Below are 23,384 nucleotides of genomic sequence, written 5' to 3'. Positions count from 1 at the left end.
CGGCCGCGGGGGCTACGCGCCGCCCAGTACGGACATCACCGAGTGGTAAGCGGGTTTCTTGTTGCCCGCGTTGTCGAAGAGCAGCGGATTCTGGCCGGTACGCCAGGAGTCGCTGTCCCGGACACCCCAGACGGTGATGCCGGTGCAGCGGGCGACGTTCATGCATGCGCGCACGGCGTTCGCGTACGCGGTCTGGGAGGCCTGCTCGATGTCGAGTTCCGTGATCTGCACGTCCACGCCGAGCGCGGCGAAGCTGGAGATGGTGGTCTGGAAGTTGGCCGGCGGGCCGCCCGGGCCGAAGTGCGCCTGGAGGCCGACGCAGTCGATGGGCACGCCCCGCGCCTTGAAGTCGCGCACCATGCGGTAGACGCCCTGGGTCTTGGCGTCGGTCCAGTTCTCGATGTTGTAGTCGTTGTAGCAGAGCTTGGCGTTCGGGTCGGCCTGCCGGGCGGTGCGGAACGCCTCTTCCAGGAAGCCGTCGCCCAGCACGTCCCGGAAGACGGAGCTGCGGAGCTGGCCGCTGCCTCCGTCGGCGAACGCCTCGTTCACCACGTCCCAGGAGTGGATCTTCCCCCGGTAGTGGTTCATCACCGTGGTGATGTGGTTGTTCATCACGCTGCGCAGGGTGTTCGCGTCGCGGATGGAGCTGACCCAGCCGGGCAACTGGGAATGCCAGACCAGGGTGTGGCCGCGGACCTGCTGCCCGCGGCCCAGGGCACGGTTCGCGATCTGGTCGCCGGGGCCGAAGTTGAACGAACCGCGGGACGGTTCAACGGTGTCCCACTTCATCTCGTTCTCCGCGGTGACGCTGGAGAATTCGCGGTCCACGATCCCCGCGTACGTGGAGTCGCCCAGCCGGCCCGCGGCCACGGCGGCACCGAAGTACCGCCCGGACAGGGCCGCCTGCGCGCCGAGTGTGTCGGCCTGTGCCGTCGCCGGAGCGGCGGTCGCTGCCTGGGGCAGCATGAGGACCGCGGCCGCCAGCAGGGCCAGGGCCGGGAACCGGCGTCGGCCGAGTTGTAACGTCATCTGTCGCTCCTTCGGGAGTGTGGCGCCGCCGGGACGACGGGACGGGAGGAACCCGCCGCCGGCTCGCCGTTGTGGGGTTGAGCCGATGCCCGGTGCAGGCACCGGCGTAGGCGTCGTTCGGGTGCCTGCCGCTCAGGGGGTGGAGAGGTCGAACCGGGGCACGCGCACCGAGCCGCCGAGCGCCTGGGTGGCGTAGTTGAAGATCGCGTAGCGGTATCCCATGAAGAACCGCCAGTCGTTGCCCATGGTGAACGCGGGTCCCAGACGGGTGAAGGTGGTGCCGTCGGTGCTGTAGGAGAAGGTGCCCGGGCGGGGCGCGCCGGGCCGGATGTCGGCCTGGGCTCGCAGCCAGACCCGAGTGCCGGAGATCGTGGTGCTCGCCGCTTCGCTGCCGGTACCGGTGGTGTTCCAGTTGGTGTCCATGGTCAGCCCGTTCACCATCACCACGCGCGTCGCGCCGCCGTCCCGCCGGACGCCGATCCACGCCGAGGAGTCGCGCAGCAGCGCGAGCCCGGCCCGGTCGCCGTCCCGCATCCCCGCGAAGTCGAGTTCGATCGTCGCGGTGGAGGTGGGACCCTGAATGCGGTGGGTGAGGGTGTTGCGGGCCCAGTACAGGTCGTTCGTGACCGTGGCCGTGCGCAGGGTGAGGCCGCCGCCGGCAGACCACCTGCTGTTGTCCGGGTTGTGGTTCCACTCCCACTTCGGCTTGAGGGTGGCGCCGTCGAAGGTGTCGGCACCGGTCATGGGGGCGACCGGACGGGCGGGCAGCGAGCTGTCGTAGGAGGTGCCCCAGGCGCCGCCCACCAGCTGGATCTGCGGCCAGCCGTCCCCGGTCCAGGAGACCGGCGCCAGAACGGGGATGCGGCCGCCCGGATAGGCGTCCACGAAGGCCAGGTAGAACCAGGCGCCGTTCTGTGTCTGCACCAGCCCGCCCTGGTGGGGCACTCCGGCCCCGGACACCGGCCCGCGCAGGTCGAGGAGGACCTGGCGCAGGGTGTAGGGGCCGAAGGGCCCGCTCGTCGACTGCAGGATGTACTGGCCGTTGGCCGGGCGGGTCAGGAAGATGTAGTACCGGCCGTTGATCTTGTAGAAGCGGGCGCCCTCCAGTGTCCCGATGCTCGACGGCGTGGAGAAGACCTGCTGGTTGCGTATCTGGCTGCGCCCGTCGGCGGACAACTGCGCGACGCTGATGGTGGTGTTGCCGTAGGCCACGTACAGGCTGTCGTCGTCGTCGACGAGCAGGCCCGCGTCGTAGTAGACCTGCGGGAGTTCCGCGTGCCGGCTCCAGGGGCCCTCCACGGAGCGGGCCGTGTAGAGGTACGTCCGCGCGAAGTCGATCTGCCCGAGCCAGTAGAAGGTGCTGTTGCTGCGGCGGTAGGCCAGGGAGGAGGCCCAGACTCCGCGGACGTAGCCCCGGCCGCCGTTCAGGTCGTACTTGGCCCCGAAGTCCAGCGAGGGCAGTGAGTGCCCGGCGAACTCCCAGTTGACCAGGTCGTAGGAGCGGAGGATCGGGGCGCCCGGCGAATAGTGCATGGAGGAGGCCGAGTAGTAGTAGGCGTCCCCGACGCGGATGATGTCGATGTCCGCGAAGTCCTGCCAGAGAACGGGGTTGGTGAAGGCGGCGAGGGGGCCCGCCGGCCCTTGCGCGGTGGGGACGGCGGCCGGGGACACGGCGTGCGCGCCGGGGGTGGCTGACGCCACCGCCAGACCCGTGGCGGTGGTGAGCAGCCCTCTTCGGCTCAACGGAAGCTGGAGCCAGGACATGGGTGGCGTCTCCTTACATGGCGGAGGGGGGAGCGTGGGCCCGGGAGAGCGTGGTCGGGCCCGCGCCGCGGGGTGCGTCCGTCAGGCGCCGCGCGCCGAACGGACGGCGGAGCCGCAGAGCACGCCGGAGGTCCGGTGGCCGGGGCGGGCGGGGGCGGTCGCGGGCACACCGGCGCCCGCGGCCCCGCCGGCGCTCGGACGCGGCGAGGTGTGCCGTTCTCCGTGCACGGAGGGCTCCTGTGGGGGTGAGGGAGCTGATGGGTGGAGCGGGGGCCCGTTCGGGGCTACTCGCCGTCGGCGGTGACGCGCGTGGGTGGCCCAACCGGGACAGATGGTGCTGTGCGGTCGTACTCGGCCCGGGCGGTACGCGCAGCACGGACCCCGAGGCGTTCGATATGCCGAACGTCGGTCGTTACTTCGGACAGTCAGGATGATAGAAGCTTCAGAGACTTCGTCAATACGTGGCGCATCGCCCGTCGTTGACCGCCTCCGCCACGGGCGGCCGCCGGCGCACCCGGGTCCCGCCCCGCGGGGGTCGAGGTCTCACGGCGCCCGGGACCGCGGCGCACCGATCGGCCGCGTGTCGCCCCACGGGGGCCTGCCTCACTGGCAGCGGAGCATGCGGCCGTCCGTCAGGACGGTGACGGCGGTGACAGCCAGCGGCGACAGCGGACCAAGGGGGCCCCGGTGAGGCCGCCTCGGCCCGGCGGGGCGGGGCGGCGGAGACGGGTCGCGGCGGAGCCGCCGTCAACCGGCCGGCTCCGCCGCGCCCCCCGTCGTTCAGCTGTGGCACCTCACCGTCCCCCGTCGTCCCCGAGGTCACCTCGCTGTCCCCGTCCTCCCCGTTCCACGCGCTCAGTCGGGGATCAGCTGGCCGTCCTCCACGTGGAAGCGGTGCACCGGGGAGCAGCCGATGGACGGGGTGATCAGCAGGCTGACCCCGATCGGCTCCAACTGGGCGTTGGACGTGGAGAACTCGCAGACCGACGACCTGCCCGTCAGCGGGTACCAGAACCAGCCGTTCCGCTCCCCGACGATCGCCCGGTCCTCCTCGACCCAGCGGCCGCGCACCTTGGTGTGGATGGCCAGCCGGACCGTGGCGGCCAGGCGGTCGACGCGGGAACGCACCGCCGTCAGCGTGATCAGGCGGTCGTCGCCCAGCGTGGCGGACGCGATCCGCTCCGTCCCGTAGTGCCGGTAGGGGCCGATGTCGGCGGCCCCGGTGGCCCCGCCCGTCTCCACCGCTCCCCTGGCCTCGGTCGCCGTGGCGCCGCTCGCCCCGGGCAGCAGCGCCGCGCCGCACAGGGCCGTCACGGCGAGCAGGGTGGCCAGGCGCCTGCGGTCGCTGCGGCGGCTGCGGGCCGGCTCCTCGGCGGCCGTGCGCGGCTCGGGCCGTTCCGGCCGGTCCGGGTGGTGTCGATACCTCATGTGTCTCCTTCTGTCCGGAGGAGCGGGCGCGGCGGCCGGACGGAACTGCCGTACCGCCGGAAAACGCCTCCTTCACTCCTCTGGGCAGAGAGACACATAGCCGACGAATGCGGTTGCACCGGGACACCCGAACGGAGCATTCCGGGTTATTCCGGCGGTGGTGAGCGGTAGTGGACGGCCGGTCGGCCCCTCCGGCTCCTCCCGGCTTCCCCCGGTTTCTTCCGGCTCCTCCCGGCTCCCCACAGCCGGGCCCGGGCCGCCCCCGAGCCGTTCACCCGGCCCCGGCCCGCCGCGACCGCGTACGGCCCGGCCGCACACAGCGGGGCCGCGCACGGCCGGACGTGTACGCCGCCGCTCAGCCCCGGCCGGGCGGGGCCCAGCGGGGGTCCCGGCCGATCAGGGCGAGCAGCCGCTCGAACTCCGAGGCGCCGTCCGGCACCGGGGCCGGCTCGCCGAAGGCCCCGTACTGCCGCCCCATCGGCGCCATCTCGGCCACCGGCGCGGCGAGTTCGCGGACACAGTCCGGGTCCGGAGTGAAGTCCCGGCCGGTGGCCCGGGCCAGGTCCCAGGGGTGTGCGGTGAGGTCGAGCAGGATCATGTGGCCCACGGTGCGCGCCGGCAGGTCCATGGCCCCGGTGCGACCCTCCTCCGCGCCCGGCACCGCCCAGGCCGCGGCCAGGCGCGCCGTCTCCTCCGCGAAGGCGTCGCGCCAGCCGTCGCCGATCCGGGCGAGGTGGTCGGGGGTGGTGGCGAAGTCGGCCTCCTTCCGCGCGGCCAGCACCTGGAAGCCGATGACCACGTGGAGGAGGTGGTTGAGCAGGTCGCGCACGGTGTAATCCGGGCACGGCGTGGGCGCGCCGAACTGGTCGTCGCGGATGCCCCGGACGACCGGGACGGCCTGCCGGGCCGACGCTTCGAGCAGTTCGCTGATCTTCGTCGTCATGCGTCCGACGCTACGGGCGGCCGGGCGGGACCGGCTTGAAGAAACGCGACATAGGATCGGCGCATGGCAGGTCGTCATGGCAGGTCCGCGGCGTGACACCCGGGGCATCGTGGACGCCCCGGAACTCTTCGCACGCGTACGGTTCCGGCGCCGCGAGCCGTACGCGGAGCCGCTGCGCCGGTATGTGGAGCACTACTGGCTGATCGACTGGGACCTGGCCGAGCCGTATGCCACCCAAGTGGTGCCGCATCCGAGCGTCAACCTCGTCTTCCAGCGGTACGGGACGGAACCCGGCTCGGGGTTCGGCGAACTCGCCGGCATCGGGCTGGAGTTGTTCACCCGGAAGCTGGCGGGGACGGGGCGGGTGTGCGGGGTGCAGTTCCGGCCGGGCGGCTTCCGGCCGTTCGCGCCCGGCCGGCCGGTCTCGCACTGGACCGGGCGGCGGCTGCCGCACACGGAGGTCTTTCCCGACGCGTCCGGGGGCGCGTCCGACGGCCGGGGCGGTCCCGGGGCCCCCGGCGCCCCCGGCACGTCGCGCGCCGTCGGCGGACCCCGCGCCGGCGCCGCCGGGGGCTCCGGGCTGCCCGCCGTCCCCGGCTCGGCGGGCGCCCCGGCCGCCGTCCTCGGACCGGCGGACGAGGACGAACGCGTCACCGCCCTCGACACCTTCCTCCTCGCCGTCGGCCCGGAGCCGGACCCGCAGGCGGATCTGGCGATGGGCCTCGTCCACCGCATCCGTACGGACCGCACCATCCGGCGGGTCTCCGACTTCGCCGCGGAGGAGGGGGCTTCGGTGCGTTCGCTGCAGCGGCTGTTCGCCGCGTACGTGGGCGTCAGCCCGAAGTGGGTGCTGCTGCGCTACCGCGTCCATGAGGCCCTGGAGCGGGCGACCAGGGACACGGCCGTGGACTGGGCCCGGCTCGCGGCCGAACTCGGTTACAGCGATCAGGCCCATCTCGTACGGGAGTTCACGGCGACGGTGGGCGTGCCGCCGACCGCTTACGCGCGCTGAGCGGTGGGGGCGCCGCCCCGGCGTCCCCACCGCGTCCCGTCCCATCCGGTTCCGCTCTCCGGTTCCGGCTCTCCGTTCCGGTTCGGCGTCGGTGTCGGCGACCGGCCAGTTCCATACAAAGAAACTCTTGCAAAGAACCCATTGCATGGGAGTCTTTGCAAGCCTAACCTGATGGGCATGAGCCAGAACGAAGCCGAAGCCGTGGACGCGGAAGACCCCGCCGGCGCCGAGGACACCGGCCACCGGGAGGACGCCGAAGCTCCCGGGGCCCCCGGGACCGGCCGCCCGGACCCGGGGAGCGGCATCCCGGAGCACGTCCGGTCGCTCGATCCGCGCTCCCTGCGCGGGCTCGCGCACCCGCTGCGCATCCGCCTGCTCGGCGCGCTGCGCGAGTACGGCCCCGCCACCGCCTCCCAACTCGGCGCCCGGCTGGGCGAGTCCAGCGGTGCCACCAGTTACCACCTGCGGCAGCTCGCCGAACACGGCTTCGTCGTGGACGTACCGGAGCTCGGCACGGCGCGGGAGCGGTGGTGGCGGGCGGGGCAGCGGGGCATCCAGTCACGGACCAAGGACTTCGCCGGCCACCCGGACCCGGCCGTGCGGGGCGCGTTCGACCTCCTCCTCCACGAGGTGGCCACCATCCACGCCCAGGAGCTGAGCACCTGGCTCGGCACCCTGCACGAGTGGTCCGACGAGTGGCGCGACGCCGGGGAGGTGAGCGACTACAGCATGCGGCTCACGCCCGAGCTGGCCAAGGAGATGAACCAGGAGGTCCAACAGGTCATCGACGGCTACCGCGAACGGGCCGTCGAGGCCGGAGTGGAGGGCTCGGCTCCGGTCCGGGTCCATGTGCACGCCTTCCCGCGCGCGGAGGAGAAACCGGACGGGCCCGGAGGCCGTCCGGGGTCCGGCGCAGGGGCCTCGGGACCGGAGCCCGGCAAAAACCCTTAGCCAACGGGGCGTCCCGGACGGCACGCTGATGCCCCGGGCCGAGCCCTCTCCGCGTCCCCTCCGCCCGGCCGGCGTCCCTGGCTCATGCCCTGCTGTTGTCCGTAGTCCGCGGCCGACCCGTCCGCCCTGCCCGCCCTGCCCGCCCTGCCCGCCACCCGCGCCCGCACCGGCATCCCGTCCGCACCCACCGTCGTCACCCTTCCCGCCCCACGGAGGCCCGCTCATGCACTGCGACGTCCACCTACGGCTCCACGAGTTGCGAGCCGCCGAGTTGCGCCGCGAGGCCGGCGCCGCCTTACTGCTCCCCGGCCCCCCGCCCAGCCCCGGCCGCGGTTCCGGTACGGGGGACCGGAACCGGGGCCGGACTCCACTGCGGCTGCGGCTGCGCCACCGCGTCGGATGGACGCTGGTGGAGGTGGGGCTCCGCCTCGTACAGCAGCCGGGGAAACGGCTGCGGACCCTCCAGGCGCTGCGCGGATGAGCCGGTGACGGGTGCGCCGGGTACGGCAAACCCGGTGACGGCAGCGCCGTGACGCACCGCCGGTCACGGGCGAACGGACGGACGGGCCCGGTCACAGGGCTCCGCGCTTGCGGCCGTCACCAGTGGGCCGGCCGCCGCAGGGCCGGGGGAATGCGGGTGGCGGCGTCTCCGCGGGCCGCGTCGAGTTGCGGCTGGGTGAGGAAGACGGCGCCGGTCAGGTCGGCACCGCGCAGGTCCGCGTCCCGGAAGTCCGCGCCGATGACGTCCGCCGAGCGCAGATCGGCACCGCGCAGGTCGGCCGCGATGAGCAGGGCGCCACGCAGGCTCGCGCCGCGCAGGTCCGCGTTGCGGAGCCGTGCGCCGACGAGATCCGCTCCGCGGTGGTTGCGCGGACGGCCGCCGCGGCCCGGGGCCCGGGAGCGCACCAGGTCGCCGGCGCGCAGCAGCAGAGTGTTGACCTCGTGCCGGACCGCCGCCACGTCGGTGGCAAGAAGTGTCTCGGCGTCCCGGCGGGTGAGGCCGTCGAGTTCGCGCAGGGCGCGGCGAAGATCGCCGTGGAGGGTACGGGTGGCCGGCAGGGCGAGCGCCTCGGCGAGATACCGGAGCAGTTCGTGGAGCTGCCGCATCACGGGAAAGACCTCGAACATCCGGCGTGCGCCGTCCGGGTGTTGACGCCAGTCGCGGCCGCCGAAGGTGATCTGGGACACCTTCTGTCCGGCGCCGTGACAGTCGAAGACGGCGCAGCCGGACCAGCCGCGTTCGCGCAGGGTGGTGTGGATGCCGCAGCGGAAGTCGTCCCGGCGGAGGTTGGCGCAGGGCCGGCCGGCCTGTTTGCCGGCGGCGAAGTCGGCGGAGGCGGCGAAGGGGAGGGCCACGCAGCAGAGGGCGAAGCAGTTGGCGCAGTCCGCGCGCAGGGCCGGGTCCTCGGCCGGGGTATCGGCCGGGGCGTCACGCCCGGGGAGCGGGGCCTCCCGGGCTTCTCCGGTTTCCCGCGTTGCCGAGGCTTCCCGCAGAGCCGGGGTTGCCCCGTCCGGGAGCTGCGCGGCGTCCTCGGGGCGGCCCCGGGGTTCGCGGGGCGGGTGTGCCGCGGGCCTGGGCATGGGCCCGGGCCTGGGCTTGGGATGGGGTCTGCGGGGCAAGGCGGTCGTTCTCCTGCGGGAGACGGGGGCAGGCGCCCCCAGGGTGTCTCCCAGTGTCCCTGGTTCACCGGCGGGATGCGGCGGGGCCCCGACCGCCGCCGTGCGGCGGGACCCTCCACCGTCGCACGGCGCCGGGTGCGGTCCTCACCCCCGGCCCCGCCCTGCCGCTCAGCCCTGAAGTCCGGCCCTACGCCCCGAAACCCCGGCTCACCGTGTAGATCACCAGGCCCGCCAGGGCGCCGACCACCGTGCCGTTGATGCGGATGAACTGGAGGTCGCGCCCGATGTGGGCCTCGATCTTCTTCGTCGTGTGCTTGGCGTCCCAGCTCGCGATGGTCTCCGTGATCAGCGAGGTGATCTCGTCGCGGTACGTCGTGACGACGTGCACCGCCGCGTCCTCCAGCCAGCCGTCGACCTTCTCCCGCATCCGCGCGTCCGTGGAGATCCGCGTTCCGAGGGACAGCAGCCCGGTGCGGGCCCGTACCCGCAGTTCGCTGCTCTCGTCCTCGGCCGCCGCGACGACCATGCGGCGGACGGCGTTCCAGGTGGAGGCGATCAGGTCCTGCACCTCGTCGCGGTTGAGGAACTCGTTCTTGAACCGCTCGACGCGGGCGCGGGTGTCCGGCTCGTCGCGCAGGTCGGCCGCGAAGTCGGTGAGGAAGCGGTCCACCGCGCCGCGCGCCGGGTGGTCGGGCATGTCGCGCATCTCGCGGAAGAAGCGCAGCAGTTCCTTGTAGACGCGCTCCCCGACCCTGCGGTCCACGAAGCGCGGGGTCCAGTTGGGGGCGCCGCCCGCGACGGCCGTCATCACCGACTCGTTGTGCAGCACCAGCCAGTCGTGGGCGCGTACGCACACCAGGTCGACGACGCGGTGGTGGCCGCCGTCCGCGACGACCTTGTCCAGCATGACGCCCAGGCTCGGCGCGATCTCCCGGGCCTCGGCGCGGCGCGTGATCGCCTCGCCGACCACGGCCTGGACGTCGGAGTCGCGGAGCACGGTCAGCGCGCCGCGCAGGGCGGTGGCGAGTTCGGCGGTGACCCGTTCGGCGTTGGCCGGCTCGGTGAGCCAGCCGCCGAGGCGGCTGCTGATGCCGACGGCGCGCAGCCGGGTCCGTACGACCTCGGAGGAGAGGAAGTTCTCGCCGACGAAGTCGCCGAGGCTGCGGCCCAGGACGTCCTTCTTGGTGGGGATGATCGCGGTGTGCGGGATGGGCAGGCCCAGCGGATGGCGGAAGAGGGCCGTCACCGCGAACCAGTCGGCGAGCGCGCCCACCATGCCGGCCTCCGCGGCCGCCGCCACATAGCCCGCCCAGGCCCCGGCCCCGGCGGAGTGCGCCCACTCGGCGAGGGCGTAGACCACGGCGACGAGCACCAGCAGGCCGGTCGCGGTCGTCTTCATCCGGCGGACGCCGCGGCGCTTCTCCTCGTCGGCGGCGCTGTAGGTGAGGCCGCCGCCTCCCCGGGTGCGGGGGACGCGGGCGGGCCGGGCCGCGCGGAGGACCCGGACGGCCCCGGGGGTTCCGTCCGCCCGGCCGTGCCGGTGCCACCGGGCGCACCCGTCACACCGGCCGCCCGGCCGGCCGCGCCGTCCCCGCGTCCCGTACCGCGCGCCTCCCGCGCACCTCGCGCACCGCCTGTATCGCCTGTACCGCCCTTACGCCCCGCGCCGCCTGCTTCACCGGATTCGTCCGGCTCTTTCCGTTCCATCCGCTCCACCCGTTCGCGCCTGTCCTCCGTCGCATTGTCCCCGTACCGGTCACGAGTGGAACGCACCACGAGTTCCCCGCGTCTTCCCGGTCGGAGCCGATCGAAGCGGCCCCTTATCAGAAACGTGATTCCGACGTGGGATCATGGAGCAACCCGGCGGAGAGCCGCCAACTCGCCGCCCCCGACCGGGGAACGCACCAACGGGAGCAGGCAGCTCCCTCGTACGAGGAGACAAACCGCGCGTGACCAAGCGGAACGGTTATGCCCTGCTCGCCGCCCTCGCGGCGGTGGTGGTGCTCATCTCCGTCGCCATATTCGTCGGAGTGGGCGGCGACCGGGCGGTGGGCGACCCGAGCGCCGCCACCCGGCAGCAGCGCAACTCCGCCGCCCCGGCCGTCTCGGGCCGCTGGGTCGGCAGCTGGGCCACGGCTCCGGCCGCGGCCGAGCCCAACTCCTTCCACGGCCACGCGGGCAAGTCCATCCGCAACGTCGTGCACACCAGCATCGGCGGCAGCGCCGCCCGCGTCCAGCTCTCCAACCTCTACGGCACCCGGCCGCTCTCCATCACCGGGGCCACCATCGCCCTGGCCGCGGCGCCCAGCAATCCGACGGCAGCCTCCGGCAGCATGCGCCGGCTGACGTTCTCCGGCCGCCCGTCGGTCTCCGTCCCGGCCGGGCAGGCCGTGGTCAGCGACCCCGTGCGACTGAACGTTCCTGCCGCCGCCGACCTGCTCGTCTCCACCTACTCGCCGACCCCCTCCGGCCCCGTCACCTACCACCCGTACGCGCGGCAGACCTCCTACCTCGCCGAGGGCGACCGGACGGGCGACCCGCGCGGCACCGCGTACACCGAGCAGAGCCCCTACTGGCGCTACCTCACCGGCGTCGACGTCTACAGCACCGAGGCCCAGGGCACCCTCGTCGCCCTCGGCGACTCCATCACCGACGGCATCACCTCCACCGCCGGCGCCAACCACCGCTGGCCGGACTTCCTCGCCGAGCGGCTCCGCGAGGAGTCGGGCGCGCCCCGCTACGGAGTGCTCAACCAGGGCATCAGCGGCAACCGCGTCCTCATCGACGGCAGCCGCTTCTCCCCCAACAACGGCCCCAGCGGGCTCAGCCGCTTCGAACGCGACGTCATGGCCCGGAGCGGGGTGCGGGTGGCCGTCGTCCAACTCGGCATCAACGACATCCTCAAGACACCCCGGCAGCTGGACGCCCGTCGGATCGTCGAAGGGCTGCGGCAGATGGTGCGGCAGGCCCACGGGCGCGGAGTGCCCGTCGTCGGCGGCACGCTCCTGCCGTTCGGCGGCCACCGCGGCTACGGGCCGCAGACCGAGGCCGTACGGCAGCAGGTCAACCAGGCGATCCGCGCGGGCGGGGTGTTCGACGCGGTCGCCGACTTCGACCGCGCCCTGCGCGATCCGTCCCAGCCGCACCGGCTGCTGCCCGCCTACGACTCCGGCGACCACCTCCACCCCAGCGACGACGGCTACCGGGAGATGGCCCGCACGATCAAGCTGAGCGACCTGCGCGGCTCGGCCCCGGCCCGGCTCTGAACCTCCCGGGCCGGGCGTTGATCGATACCCTGACCGAGTGCTGTCGTACGAGGAACTGACGCCGCCCGAGCGCGACTTGTGGGACGCCTTCCCCGAAGGCCGTGCGGTGGACCTGCGTCCGCGACGGCACGGCGACGGCCCGGACGGTGCCGAAACCGGAGCCGGGGACGGAGCCGGGGACGGAGAGGAGTCGTGGGGTCCCGGGCGCACGGTCCGGGCCACGGTTCTGGCGGCGCTGCTGCTCGGAGGGCATCCGGGCAAGCCGGGATCGGTCGCTGCCCTGCGGCTGGCCGGCGCCCGGATCAGCGGCCGTCTCGATCTGGGCGGTGCGGAGATCGCGCACACGATCCGGTTCGAGGAGTGCCGCTTCGAGGAGGACATCGGCTTCAGCGGAGCCGCCACCCGGACCATCACGATCACCCGCAGCCGGCTGCGCGGCATCGACGCCGCGATGATCCGCGTCGAAGGCCGGTTCGACCTGCGGGGATCGGTCCTGAGGGGCCAACTCTCCCTGATGAACGCGCACGTGACCGGCGAGCTGATCCTCAGCGGCGCGCAGCTGTCGGCCCCCGGTGACTGGGCGTTGTTCGCCGGCGGTCTCGTCATGGAGGGCGGGGTCTTCTGCCGCGCCGGATTCACCGCCGCCGGCGGCCTGCGGCTGCTGGGCGCCCAGCTCCCCGGCGGCCTGTTCATGGAGGGGGCACGCTGCCGCAACCCCGGAGCCGCGGCGCTCCTCGCGGACAACGCGGCCATCACGACCCTGGTCTGCTCGCAGGGCTTCACCGCCCAGGGAGCCGTGCGGTTGCGAGGCGCCGCCATATCCGGCGAACTGACCTTCGACGGTGCCGTCCTCGGCGGCCGGGGCACCGCCCTGGACTGCGCACGGATGCAGGCGGACGATCTCGTCCTGACCCCCGCCGTCCCCCCGTCGGGCGCGGTGGACCTCCGGGGAGCGCGCGTCACGGCTGTGCACGACCGCCGGGACGCCTGGCCGGACACCGTGCGCCTGCAGGGCTTCGTCTACGGCGACCTGCACGGCGACGACGACGCCGGGCGGGACACCGTCGGCCACCGCCTGGCGTGGATCCGGCGGGAACCCGCCTACGCCCCGCAGCCGTACGAGCAACTCGCCGGCTGGTACCGGCAGATCGGCCATGACGACGACGCCCGCAGGGTTCTGCTGGCCAAGCAGCGGCACCGCCGCGGCACCCTGCGCCCCGCCGGGCGCGCCTGGGGCCTCCTGCTCGACGGCACCGTGGGCTACGGCTACCGGCCCTGGCTCGCCGGAGTGTGGCTCGCGGCCCTGGCCCTCCTCGGCACGGGCGTCTTCGGCGCCCATACGCCCGTGGCGGCGCAGCCCGGCGAGGGCGCCCCGTTCAGCGCTCTCGTCTACACACTGGACCTGCTCATCCCCATCGGCGGTCTGGGCCAGCGCAACGCCTGGTACTGGACCGGAGGGGCCCCCGCGTGGCTGGCCTACGCCCTGATCGCGGCAGGCTGGGTCCTCACGACGGCCGTCGTCGCGGGCGTGACGCGCACGCTGAACAAGACCTGACCCCGCCCGGGTGAGCGCCGCCGGCCCGGCATGACCGGCGCATCCGGGCAGGTGGGGCATCCGACCACACACCGGTACAGCTCCTGAGCCGGCGGAACGGCGCAGGACGGAGCGGGACTTCACCGACGAGAAGACCGGCGGCAGGCCGGCCGGCCGGTCCGCACCGGCGCCGGCAGGGCCCGGAACAGCGTCGGGCATGCGGGCGAGGAGAAGCCCGGTGGATACCGGCGCCCGGTCTTCCGGTCGGCGGCACAGCCCTCTCTCCGCGGGGGGGGGAGAGGGCTCGAGCCGCGCCCCCTCACGCGGTTCGCGTGTCCAGCAGGCGGGCGAGGAGATCGTCCAGGCTGATCAGTCCGGTGAGCCGGCCGTCCGCGTCCCGGATGACGGCGAGGGAGGCGCGGTGTCTGCGCAGTTGCTCGACCGCGTGGGAGAGGCTGTCCGTGCCTTTCAGCTCGGGAACGGGCCGGGCGAGACCGCGAGCCGTGGCGGCGCGCCCCCGGGCGCGGGACACGAGCGCGTCGCGGGCGTGCACCGAGCCGAGGACCGCCTCTCCGTCCGTGACGAGCAGGCGTGCCCGGTCGGCGGCGGTGGCCGTCGACAGGATCGTGCCGACATCGGCGTCGGCCGGCACGGTCACGATCTCACCGGCGGGTACCCGGAGTTCCGCGACGGGCGTCTGCGGCTCGGTCAGGGACCGGGTGATCAGTTCGGAGTCGGTCCTGCTGATCAGACCGAGCCGTTCCGACTCCGTGACGAGATGGGTGAGCTGCTCGCGGTTGTGGACCGCCGTCAGTTCGTCGCGCGGCTGTACGCGGACCATCCTGACCAGAGCGTTGCTGACCTGGTTGAGGAGCCAGAGCAGTGGCCGTACGGCCTTGACCACCGCGCGGAAGGGCGTGCCGAGCAGCATCGCGGAACGCTCCGGATGCGCGATGGCCCACGACTTGGGGGCCATCTCGCCGAGGACCATGTGCAGGAACACCACGAGAGCCATGGCGAAGGCGAACGCGATGCCGTAGCTGAGGCCGGCGGGCAGGCCGAGCTTCAGCAGCAGGGGATCGACCTGGTGGGAGATGGCGGGCTTGGAGATCGAGCCGAGCCCCAGGGTGCACACCGTGATCCCCAGCTGGGCGCCGGCGAGCATCAAGGACAGCTCGCGCATACCGGCGAGCGCCGCCTTCGCGCCACGCCGGCCCTCCTCGGCGGCCTTCTCCATGCGGTGGCGCCTGGCCGCGACGAGAGCGAACTCCCCGGCCACGAAGAACCCGCTGGCGACGAGGAGCAGGACGGTGACGAACAGTGCCATGGGGAAACTCATGCCTGGGCCTCCTCGGCCGCCGAGCTCTCGATCCGGACGCGTTCCGGTACATGCCGGTCCAGGCTCAGGACCTCGATGGCGACACCCTCCACGGTGAGGCGGTCCCCGACGGCGGGGAAGCGGCCGAGCCGGTCGATGACCAGGCCGGCGACGGTGTCGTAGTCCTCCTCCTCGGGCAGGGCGATGCCGGTGGCCTGCTCGACCTCGTCCAGGCGGCGCCCCGCGTCGACGAGCCAGCCGTCCCCGTCCGCGGTGGCGAGCCGGACGACGGTGTCGGTCTCGTCCGCGATGTCGCCGACCAGTTCCTCCGCGATGTCCTCGTACGTGACGATGCCGGCCACGCCCCCGTGCTCGTCCAGCACGACGGCGAACTCGTCGTCCCGCTGCCTCATCCGCGCCACGGCGTCCGGCAGCGGAAGGGTGTCGGGCAGGAGCAGCGGGCGCCGGGACACCTCGCGCACCCTGGTCGTCCCGTAGCCCGCGGCAGGCAGCCGCATCAGCTCCCACACCCCGATGACGCCCGCGATGTCGTCGGGGTGGCCGCCGAGGACCGGATAACTGGAGTGGCCGTGCTCGGCGATCAGGTCGGCAGCCTCCGCGAGGGTGGCGTCCTTGCGCACGAACACGGCGTCCACACGCGGGACCATCACCTCGTCGAGTGTGCGTTCGGAGAACTCCAGGGCGTGGTCGAGGAGATCGGCGGTGTCCGCCGGGAGCTGGCCCTGCTCGTGGGACTCGCCGATCAGGTGGCTGAGCTCTTCCAGGGTGGCGCCGTGGTGCAGTTCCTCCACCGGCTCGATGCCGACCTTGCGGAGCAGTTTGTTGGCGGCGCTGTCGAAGACGTGCACGAGCGGGCCGACGATCTTCAGATACAACAGAGTGGAGGTGGCCAGCGACTTCGCCAGCCTCTCCGGCACGGCGAGCGCCAGGTTCTTCGGCGCGAGTTCGCCGACCACCATCTGCAGAACCGTGGCGACCGTGAAGGCCAGCACGACGGAGAGCGCCGTGGCCGTGCCGCCGGTCAGCCCCAGACCGTCCAGCACGGGCTTCAGCAGAGCCGACACGGACGGCTCGGCGAGGAAGCCGACGACCAGTCCGGTGACCGTGATCCCGAGCTGCGCCCCGGAGAGCATGAACGAGAGCCGCTCCAGCACCACCAGGGCACGGGCGGCCCGCCGGTCACCCGCTTCGGCCTCGCGCGCCAGCGCGAGCCGGTCGGCGGCGACGTACGCGAACTCCTGGGCGACGAAGTATCCGGTGCCCGCCGTCAGGACGAGAACGGCCAGCAGGCCGAGTACGGCGCTCACAGCAGACCGTCCCGCCACGCGCCGGCGTCACGCACGGCGGCACGGGACGCTCGGGGACTGCCCTCCGGGGGATCCGTCGGTCTGGCGGGCAAAGCGAGCTCCTTCGCGTTTTCTGGCGGATGGGACGCGTGGGCGGTGACGGCCGGTCCCCCGGTCGTTGACGGAGACAGCCTCCGCCGGGTTCACAGCCTGTCCGGCCCTCGTGCACCCGGGGCGGTCCGGCCACCGGCGGAGCGACGCGGGGCTCCCCGCGCCTACATCCTCCTCGCCACCCGGCCCGTCCAGCGCCGGCCGCGCCTGGGTCACCCCCGGCCGGACCGGTTCCGGGGCGGCTGCCGCGAGGCCCGGCCCGCGTCCCGTGTCTCTACACACGTGTAGACGATATGCCGACGCCCCGGGATCCGGATCGGCCCCCCTGCGGAAAGCACTTCGGCGACGCGATGGGCACACGCCCACGCCCACGCCCACGCCCACGCCCACGCCCACGCCCGCACCCGCGCCGGCCGGGCCGGTGGGCACGGCGCAAGCGGCCGGCCCTCGACGCACCGGCCGGTCGCCAAGAGGGCTGTCAGTCCTCCAGCTCCCGGCGTTCCCGCTTCTCCAGGCGGTCCCGGTCCCCCTTCTTCCCCTTCTCCTCCAGCTCGCGCTGCTTCCGTTCGGCCTTGAGCCGGCGGCGCTCCTCCCTCGGCAGCTTCCGCTCCGTGCCGACCCCGCCCCAGAAGGCGAAGCCGGTGACCACGACCTTCGGCGCACCCGGATCGCCCTCGTCCACCTTGCTCTGGTCGAAGCCGCCCATCAGGCCGAAGCCGCGGACGTCCAGGCCCATCCCGGGTGGCACCACCACGTTCACCCCGCCCATGACGGCGAAGCAGCGGATCACCACCTCACGGTCCTCGAACCGCGCCTCGCGGAGGTCGATCTCCCCGCCGCCCATCACCGTCACGGCCGTGAACCGGCGCGGCGCCACCCAGCGGCCCCGGCGCTGGAAGCCGCCCAGGATGCCGACCGCCCACTTCGAACTGGGCGTGCCGCCGATCCGGGACGGCCAGGAGACCTCGCCGGCGGCCCCGGCGGCGGCCGGCTCCCCCGGTGCGCGCACCACGGGCAGGCCCGCCACGCCGCCCACCGGGAGATCACGGGTCAGCGGCTCCAACTCGGCGTAGGTGCGCGCCCGGTAGGCGGCGTCGAGCCGCTCGTCGAACTCCTCCATCGTCAGGCGCCCTTCGGCAACGGCCTCGCGGAGCACCTCGGCGACGCGTTCGCGGTCGGCGTCGGAGGCCCGCAGTTCAGGAGGTTCGCTCATCATGGGCCTCAGCCTAGGCAGAACCCGGCCCCGCGCGAACCGTTCCCCGGCAGGGAAAGCCCGCGGGGTCCGGAAACGGCGGCTCAGAAGGCCGCCCGCTCCGCGTACATCCGGGCGATGACGTCCTCGATCGCGGGTTCCCGCACCGACAGGTCCACCAGCGGATGCTCCGCGGCCACCGCCGCCACCACCGGCGCGGCACTCCCGCCCGCCGGGAACGCGAGCCACTGCCGCGGGCCCTCCGTCCGCACCACCCGCACCCCCGGCAGCCCCGCGCCGGACAGGTCGATCGGCGGCAGCTCCCGCTCCAGGTCCACGACGAGGACGCGCTCACTGCCACCCGCCGCGTGCAGCCCGTCCAGATCGCCGTCGAACACCACCCGGCCGTGGTCGATCACCATCACCCGGCGGCACAACTGCTCGATATCGGTGAGGTCGTGGGTCGTGAGGAGCACGGTGGTGCCGCGCTCGGCGTTGACGTCGGCGAGAAAACGCCGGACCTTCGCCTTGCTCAGGACGTCGAGGCCGATGGTCGGCTCGTCCAGATACAGCACCTCGGGATCGTGCAGCAGGGCCGCCGCGATGTCACCGCGCATCCGCTGGCCCAGCGAGAGCTGCCGCACCGGGACGTCCAACAGCGCTCCCAGATCGAGCAGTTCGACGCAGCGGTCGAGGTTCTCCCGGAAACGGCGGTCCGGGATCCGGTACAGCCGGCGGGCCAGCGCGTACGAGTCGCGCAGCGGCAGATCCCACCAGAGCGTGGTGCGCTGCCCGAACACCACCCCGATCCGGTGCGCCAGCCGCATCCGCTCCCGCGACGGATCGACGCCCGCGACCCGCACCCGGCCGGCGCTGGGCACCAGGATGCCGGTGAGCATCTTGACGGTGGTGGACTTCCCCGCGCCGTTGGGACCGATGTAGCCGACCATCTCGCCGCGCCGCACCCCGAAGGAGATGCCGTCCACCGCCCGCACCTCGCGCCGCTCCCGGCGCAGCCGCCCCACCCGGCGCCGGACCCGGAACACCTTCTCCACACCGTCCAGTTCGATGAGCGGGGCTCCGCCGCCGACCACACCGCCCGGACCGGCCCCGCCGTTCACGCCGTCCCCGCCGTTCACGCCGTCCCCGCCGCTGCCGCCGTGCCCCCGCTCACGCCGCTCACGCCGCTCCGCCGTCCATCCTCCGCCTCTCAGCTCCCCGCACTCCGGTACGAACCCAGCCCCGCCCGCCACACCAGCCCGGCGGGCACCCAGCACACCACCGCCACCAGCGGCGACAGGAAATCGACCCAGCCCGGCAACCCCAGCGGATCGTCGCGGCCCAGGACGAACAGCACCGGCAGCCAGTTCACGAAGGCCAGCGGCACCACGAAAACCGTCCCGGCCACCAGGTCCCGCGCGAACACCGTCGGCGGGTACTGGAGCATCGTCGTACCGCCGTAGGTGAAGGAGTTCTGCACCTCCGCGGCGTCCTGCGCCCAGAACTGGAAGGAACCGCCCGCCACGAGCAGCGCACCGAAGATCGCCGCGCCGCTCACCACCGTCACCGGCACCATCAGCACCTTCAGCGGCGTCCACTCGGCCTCCAGGACGGCCAGCGACCAGCCCAGCACCAGCAGCCCCTGCGCGAGCCGGCCGATCCGGCGCAGCTTGAAGCCGTCCGCCGCCACCTGCGCCAGCAACGGCACCGGGCGCACCAGCATCGCGTCCAGGCTGCCGCGCCGGACCCGGGCCCCGAGTCCGTCCATGCCGCCCAGCAGCAGATGCGCCAGGCCGAAGGCGGTGCCCGAGGTCCCGTACAGCAGGGCGACCTCCGCGAAGCCGAAGCCCCCGAGGGCCTCCACATGGGAGAACATCAGCAGGATCGCGACGAAGTCGAGCGCGGTCGTGGCGAAGTTGCCCAGCGCCGTCAGCAGGAACGACGTCCGGTACACCATCGTCGAGCGCACCCACATGGCGGTGATCAGGACATACGCGCGCAGCCCCGCCACCGCCCGGTGCGGGACACCGGCCTCCGCCCCCGCCGCATCCGCCTCCGCGCTCGCGGAGCCTTCCCGCCCTCGCGGTCCTCCCGGGCCTCCCGGTCCGGACCGGCCACCACGGGGCCGGGCGGCCCGGCCGTCCGCGGACGCGTGTCAGCCACCCTGGACCACCACCCTCCGCACCGCGACCGACTGCAGCACCCGCCCCGCCGCGAGCAGCGCCAGCGCCCACCCGGCCTGGAACCCGTACGCCCCGGCCAGCTCCCAGCCGCCGTACTTCCCGAGGAACACGTCCGCGGGGACCTGGAGCATCGACGCCCACGGCAGCATCCGCGCCACCTCCCCCAGCACCCCGGGGAAAACCGTCAGCGGCAGCAGCGACCCCGAGAAGAACATCGCCACCAGCGCCGAGATCTGGACGACGCCCTGACCGTCGAGCAGCCAGAACGCCGACAGCACCACCAGGAAGCGGATCGCGTAGCTCACCACCACGCCCAGCAGCACCGACAGCAGGAACGCCGCCCACAGCAGCGGCCCGCCGGGGAACGCCAGATCGAAGGCCGCCCCGCCCACCAGCAGCGGCACCACGCCGCGCCCCAGCAGATGGAACGCCGCCCGGCCGAGATCGTGCGCCAGCCACCACAGCTGGAGATCGGCGGGACGGAAGAGATCCACGGCGATGTCGCCGCTGCGGATGCGCTCGATCAGCTCGTCCTGGAAGCCGCCGCCCATCGTGGCCATCGCCATCAGCAGCGCCTGGCCCACCCAGACATAGGTCAGCGCCTGCGACAGGCCGTAGCCGCCGAGCCCGTCCCGCTGCTCCCACAGGGCCGTGTAGGTGAAGGCGAGGATGAAGCCGAAGACCGTGTTGGTGAAGACACCCGCGGCCGTGGCCATCCGGTACGTCGTATGGCGCCGGAAGACGCCCGCCGCCACCGCCCCGTACAGCCGCGGCCCGCCGCCGTGCCGCACTCCCCGCCGCCGCGCACCGCACCCCGCTCGTCACCCCGCCGCACCGACCACTGCCGGGCCCCGCCGGACGCCGCCGAAATCGCCCCAAATGGAGGAGCCTAGCGCGGTGAGTGGGGCGGGCGTGCATGTTTTTCCACCATCCGGTCAGCCGTAAGGGTGGCCCGGGAGGGCCTTCGGTGTGTCCCGGCAGCGCCGCCGGGCACCCCGGCCCCAGCACGCGGAAATGATGACGCGACAGTCCGCCTCGTGGCGCAGGCCCGCTGATCAGCCCGCCCGACAGTGATCGCCGCCGTACAACCTTCGGTGGCGGCCGAGGAGTCCCCAGACATATGAGCGACGAGCCGCAGCACCAGAAGCCGCCTTCCCCGGAACCGGAGCCGGAGCGGGAACCGGGGAACGGGCCGGAGCCGGAGCCGGGAGGGCGACCGGAACCGGGAGCCACCGAGCCGGCGGCCGCACCGGAGGCGGGCGGCGACAGCGGGCAGAGCGTCGGGGACGCCGGGCACGGGGCCGCGGACGGGGCCCCGGACGGGGCCGGAGAGGGGCACGGTACCGGTACCGCTGACGCCGGGACCGGTACCGCTGCCGCCGGAGCCGGGGCCTCCGGTGCCGGTACCGCCGGAACCGGGGCCGCCCGCCGCGCGCAGCGCACCGGCTTCCGCCGCTACCTGCCCACCTGGCGGATGGTGCTGGGCGGCGTCCTGCTGACCGTCCTCCTCCTCAGCGGCGGCTTCGCCACCGCCTACCTGCTCGTCGGCATCCCGGCCGCCAACGAGCACGCCGTCCGGCAGGGCAACGTCTACCTCTACTCCGACGGCACCCAGCTCGCCACCGACGGCGACGTCAACCGCCAGAACGTCGAGCTGGACCGGGTGCCCGAACACGTCCGGCAGGCCGTCCTCTCCGCCGAGGACCGCGACTTCTACACCGAGTCGGCCGTCGACCCGCAGGCCATGCTGCGCGGAGCCTGGAACACCGCCACCGGCAAGGGAAAACAGTCCGGCTCGACGATCACCCAGCAGTACGTGAAGAACTACTACCTGGCCCAGGACCAGACCCTCACCCGCAAGGCCAAGGAATTCATCATCGCCATCAAGCTCGACCGCGAGACGAGCAAGGACGAGATCCTCGAGGGCTACCTCAACACCAGCTACTTCGGCCGCCGCGCCTACGGCATCCAGGCCGCCGCGCACGCCTACTACCGCAAGCACGTCGAGGACCTGACCACCGCCGAGGGCGCCTACCTCGCCGCGCTCCTCAACGCCCCCGGCTACTACGACATGGCCACCCACCCGGAGAACAAGGCCCGCGCCCTCGCCCGCTGGAACTACGTCCTGGACGGCATGGTCGACGAGGGCTGGCTCAGCCGCTCCGAGCGCTCCCGCATGGAGTTCCCCACCCCCGCCGAGGGGCGGCCCTCCTCCGGGATGAGCGGCCAGCGCGGCTACCTCGTCGAGGCCGTCAAGCAGTACCTCTCCGCCCACGGCATCATCGGCGAGGACGCCCTCGAAGCGGGCGGCCACCGCATCGTCACCACCATCGACCGGAAGCGGCAGGACGCCTTCGTCGAAGCCGTCGACGAACAGCTGATGTCCAAGCTCGACAAGAAGGAGCGCAAGGTCGACCGCTATGTGCGGGCGGGCGGCGCCTCCATCGACCCGAAGACGGGCAAGGTCGTCGCGATGTACGGCGGCATCGACTTCACCGAGCAGTACGTCAACAACGCCACCCGGCGCGACTACCAGGTCGGCTCCACCTTCAAGCCCTTCGTCCTCGCCGCCGCCGTCGACAACGGCTCCAAGACCCTCGACGGCCGCCCCATCACACCGAACGCCCGCTACGACGGCACCAGCGGCCGCGCCGTACAGGCCCGGTCCGGGGCGACCGACTACAAGCCGGAGAACGAGGACGAGCGGAGCTACGGGCAGCTCACGGTCGCCGAGGCCACCGACAAGTCCGTCAACGCCGTCTACGCGCAGATGGCCCAGGACGTCGGCCCCGCCACCGTTCGCCGCACCGCCGTCGGCCTCGGGCTGCCCGAGGACACCCCGGATCTCACCCCCGACCCCTCAGTGGCCCTCGGCGTCGCCACCGCCAGCGTCCTCGACATGACCGAGGCGTACGCCACCCTCGCCAACCACGGCGAACACCGCGAACCCGTCCTCGTCACCAAGATCACCAAGGGTGAGCGGGTATTCGACCTGCCGCGGAAGGAGACGGAACGGGCCGTCAGCCGCGAGGCCGCCGACACCACCACCTCCGTCCTCAAGGGCGTCGTCGAGAAGGGAACCGGCACCGCCGCCTCCTCCGCCGGCCGCCCCGCCGCGGGCAAGACCGGCACCGCCGAGGAGGACCGCGCGGCCTGGTTCGCCGGCTACACCCCCGACCTCGCCACCGTCGTCGCGGTGATGGGCCAGGACTCCGAGACCGGCGAGCAGAAGAAGCTCTACGGAGCCACCGGGCTGGCCCGGATCAACGGCGGCGGCTACCCCGCCCAGATCTGGGGCCAGTACACCGCCGCGGCCCTCAAGGGCAGCCCGGCGCAGAAATTCGACCTCAAGCTGATGGAGGGCGCGAACGACCCCGACCCCGGCGCACCGGGCGACGCGTTCGAAGAGGCCGGGGAGGCCGAAGGCCCCTGGGAGGACACCGGCGAGACCGGCGCCGCCGAGAACCCCGGGGAGACCGGCGGGACGGACGGCCCCGAGACCTCCGCACCGCCCACCGCCTCCGAACCCCGCCCACCGACGACGGCAAGGGCAGCGGAGGCAGCGGAGGCGACGACACCGGCGGCACGGACGGAGGTACCGACGGGGGCACGGACGGGGGCGCCGACAGCGGAGGCAGCACCGGCGGTGACACCGGCGGAACCGGCGGAGACACCGGCGGCACGGACAGTACCGGCGGAACGGACGGCGGCACCGACGGCGGGGGC

17 protein-coding genes and 1 pseudogene are annotated in these 23,384 nt (G+C 73.3%); 6 read left to right on the top strand and 12 right to left on the bottom strand.

The window, feature by feature from the left end; all coding sequences use genetic code 11:
• Nucleotides 1-12 precede the first annotated feature (12 nt).
• The 4 genes from E4N63_RS20425 to E4N63_RS20410 form a co-directional block, all read right to left on the bottom strand.
• Entirely contained in the window at nucleotides 13-1,029 is a 1,017-nt protein-coding gene (locus E4N63_RS20425) for an endo-1,4-beta-xylanase (protein WP_125624550.1), read from the bottom strand.
• A 132-nt stretch (nucleotides 1,030-1,161) separates the two neighbouring features.
• Nucleotides 1,162-2,793 (bottom strand): glycoside hydrolase 43 family protein, encoded by a 1,632-nt coding sequence (locus tag E4N63_RS20420; RefSeq protein ID WP_230241375.1) that lies wholly within the window; start codon nucleotides 2,791-2,793, stop codon nucleotides 1,162-1,164.
• Between the two features lie 855 nt (nucleotides 2,794-3,648).
• Entirely contained in the window at nucleotides 3,649-4,221 is a 573-nt protein-coding gene (locus tag E4N63_RS20415) for a hypothetical protein (RefSeq protein WP_125626740.1), read from the bottom strand.
• 355 nt (nucleotides 4,222-4,576) lie between these two features.
• Entirely contained in the window at nucleotides 4,577-5,164 is a 588-nt protein-coding gene (locus E4N63_RS20410; protein ID WP_230241374.1) for a TIGR03086 family metal-binding protein, read from the bottom strand.
• Between the two features lie 76 nt (nucleotides 5,165-5,240).
• Here E4N63_RS20410 and E4N63_RS20405 point away from each other — a divergent pair, with 76 nt between their 5' ends.
• From E4N63_RS20405 to E4N63_RS20395, 3 genes are all read left to right on the top strand, one after another.
• Complete coding sequence (locus E4N63_RS20405) at nucleotides 5,241-6,176, top strand: helix-turn-helix domain-containing protein (protein WP_230241373.1); 936 nt, start codon at nucleotides 5,241-5,243, stop codon at nucleotides 6,174-6,176.
• A 177-nt stretch (nucleotides 6,177-6,353) separates the two neighbouring features.
• Nucleotides 6,354-7,127: a helix-turn-helix domain-containing protein gene (locus E4N63_RS20400; protein ID WP_230241372.1), complete on the top strand. Its 774-nt coding sequence runs from the start codon at nucleotides 6,354-6,356 to the stop codon at nucleotides 7,125-7,127.
• Nucleotides 7,128-7,350: 223 nt separating this feature from the next.
• Nucleotides 7,351-7,608, top strand: coding sequence for a hypothetical protein (locus E4N63_RS20395; protein WP_125626744.1), 258 nt, complete (start codon nucleotides 7,351-7,353; stop codon nucleotides 7,606-7,608).
• Nucleotides 7,609-7,724: 116 nt separating this feature from the next.
• Here the strand turns inward: E4N63_RS20395 and E4N63_RS20390 are convergent, their stop codons facing one another.
• Nucleotides 7,725-8,708, bottom strand: coding sequence for a pentapeptide repeat-containing protein (locus E4N63_RS20390; RefSeq protein ID WP_230241371.1), 984 nt, complete (start codon nucleotides 8,706-8,708; stop codon nucleotides 7,725-7,727).
• 226 nt (nucleotides 8,709-8,934) lie between these two features.
• Entirely contained in the window at nucleotides 8,935-10,146 is a 1,212-nt protein-coding gene (locus E4N63_RS20385; RefSeq protein ID WP_374112806.1) for a DUF445 domain-containing protein, read from the bottom strand.
• A gap of 550 nt (nucleotides 10,147-10,696) precedes the next feature.
• On the opposite strand from E4N63_RS20385, the gene E4N63_RS20380 reads away from it, so the two are divergent.
• Together E4N63_RS20380 and E4N63_RS20375 are read left to right on the top strand one after the other, a co-directional pair.
• On the top strand, nucleotides 10,697-12,013 hold the full coding sequence (locus E4N63_RS20380; protein WP_228429530.1) for an SGNH/GDSL hydrolase family protein: 1,317 nt from the start codon (nucleotides 10,697-10,699) through the stop codon (nucleotides 12,011-12,013).
• A gap of 37 nt (nucleotides 12,014-12,050) precedes the next feature.
• A complete protein-coding gene (locus tag E4N63_RS20375; RefSeq protein WP_230241370.1) occupies nucleotides 12,051-13,568 on the top strand; it encodes an oxidoreductase in 1,518 nt (505 codons plus the stop codon).
• 298 nt (nucleotides 13,569-13,866) lie between these two features.
• On the opposite strand, the gene E4N63_RS20370 is transcribed toward E4N63_RS20375, so the two are convergent.
• The 6 genes from E4N63_RS20370 to E4N63_RS20345 form a co-directional block, all read right to left on the bottom strand.
• Nucleotides 13,867-14,886, bottom strand: coding sequence for a hemolysin family protein (locus E4N63_RS20370; protein WP_125625965.1), 1,020 nt, complete (start codon nucleotides 14,884-14,886; stop codon nucleotides 13,867-13,869).
• A complete protein-coding gene (locus E4N63_RS20365) occupies nucleotides 14,883-16,193 on the bottom strand; it encodes a hemolysin family protein (protein WP_185831338.1) in 1,311 nt (436 codons plus the stop codon). The genes E4N63_RS20370 and E4N63_RS20365 overlap by 4 nt, the downstream gene beginning before the upstream one ends.
• Before the next feature lie 568 nt (nucleotides 16,194-16,761).
• Nucleotides 16,762-17,499 (bottom strand): DUF1707 domain-containing protein, encoded by a 738-nt coding sequence (locus E4N63_RS20360; protein WP_228429528.1) that lies wholly within the window; start codon nucleotides 17,497-17,499, stop codon nucleotides 16,762-16,764.
• 80 nt (nucleotides 17,500-17,579) lie between these two features.
• On the bottom strand, nucleotides 17,580-18,596 hold the full coding sequence (locus E4N63_RS20355; protein WP_228429614.1) for an ATP-binding cassette domain-containing protein: 1,017 nt from the start codon (nucleotides 18,594-18,596) through the stop codon (nucleotides 17,580-17,582).
• 89 nt (nucleotides 18,597-18,685) lie between these two features.
• Nucleotides 18,686-19,486 (bottom strand): ABC transporter permease, encoded by an 801-nt coding sequence (locus tag E4N63_RS20350; protein WP_230241369.1) that lies wholly within the window; start codon nucleotides 19,484-19,486, stop codon nucleotides 18,686-18,688.
• 144 nt (nucleotides 19,487-19,630) lie between these two features.
• Complete coding sequence (locus E4N63_RS20345; RefSeq protein ID WP_230241368.1) at nucleotides 19,631-20,374, bottom strand: ABC-2 family transporter protein; 744 nt, start codon at nucleotides 20,372-20,374, stop codon at nucleotides 19,631-19,633.
• Nucleotides 20,375-20,778: 404 nt separating this feature from the next.
• Here E4N63_RS20345 and E4N63_RS20340 point away from each other — a divergent pair.
• Nucleotides 20,779-22,815: pseudogene (locus tag E4N63_RS20340) on the top strand (transglycosylase domain-containing protein); the annotation flags it as partial.
• Nucleotides 22,816-23,384 lie beyond the last annotated feature (569 nt).

This window comes from Streptomyces sp. MNU89 (assembly GCF_020982505.1).
Classification (GTDB): Bacteria; Actinomycetota; Actinomycetes; order Streptomycetales; family Streptomycetaceae; genus Streptomyces; species Streptomyces xinghaiensis.
The sequence above is the reverse complement of the archived record's forward strand: the minus strand, read 5'-3'. Positions and strand labels throughout refer to the sequence as shown.

Coding starts and splice junctions, on each gene's coding strand:
- E4N63_RS20390 (WP_230241371.1), bottom strand. CDS start 8,708: ATGCCCAGGCCCGCGGCACACCCGCCCCGCGAACCCCGGGGCCGCCCC.
- E4N63_RS20370 (WP_125625965.1), bottom strand. CDS start 14,886: ATGAGTTTCCCCATGGCACTGTTCGTCACCGTCCTGCTCCTCGTCGCC.
- E4N63_RS20415 (WP_125626740.1), bottom strand. CDS start 4,221: ATGAGGTATCGACACCACCCGGACCGGCCGGAACGGCCCGAGCCGCGC.
- E4N63_RS20395 (WP_125626744.1), top strand. CDS start 7,351: ATGCACTGCGACGTCCACCTACGGCTCCACGAGTTGCGAGCCGCCGAG.
- E4N63_RS20405 (WP_230241373.1), top strand. CDS start 5,241: ATGGCAGGTCCGCGGCGTGACACCCGGGGCATCGTGGACGCCCCGGAA.
- E4N63_RS20345 (WP_230241368.1), bottom strand. CDS start 20,374: ATGGCCACGGCCGCGGGTGTCTTCACCAACACGGTCTTCGGCTTCATC.
- E4N63_RS20425 (WP_125624550.1), bottom strand. CDS start 1,029: ATGACGTTACAACTCGGCCGACGCCGGTTCCCGGCCCTGGCCCTGCTG.
- E4N63_RS20420 (WP_230241375.1), bottom strand. CDS start 2,793: ATGTCCTGGCTCCAGCTTCCGTTGAGCCGAAGAGGGCTGCTCACCACC.
- E4N63_RS20360 (WP_228429528.1), bottom strand. CDS start 17,499: ATGATGAGCGAACCTCCTGAACTGCGGGCCTCCGACGCCGACCGCGAA.
- E4N63_RS20410 (WP_230241374.1), bottom strand. CDS start 5,164: ATGACGACGAAGATCAGCGAACTGCTCGAAGCGTCGGCCCGGCAGGCC.
- E4N63_RS20385 (WP_374112806.1), bottom strand. CDS start 10,146: ATGAAGACGACCGCGACCGGCCTGCTGGTGCTCGTCGCCGTGGTCTAC.
- E4N63_RS20400 (WP_230241372.1), top strand. CDS start 6,354: ATGAGCCAGAACGAAGCCGAAGCCGTGGACGCGGAAGACCCCGCCGGC.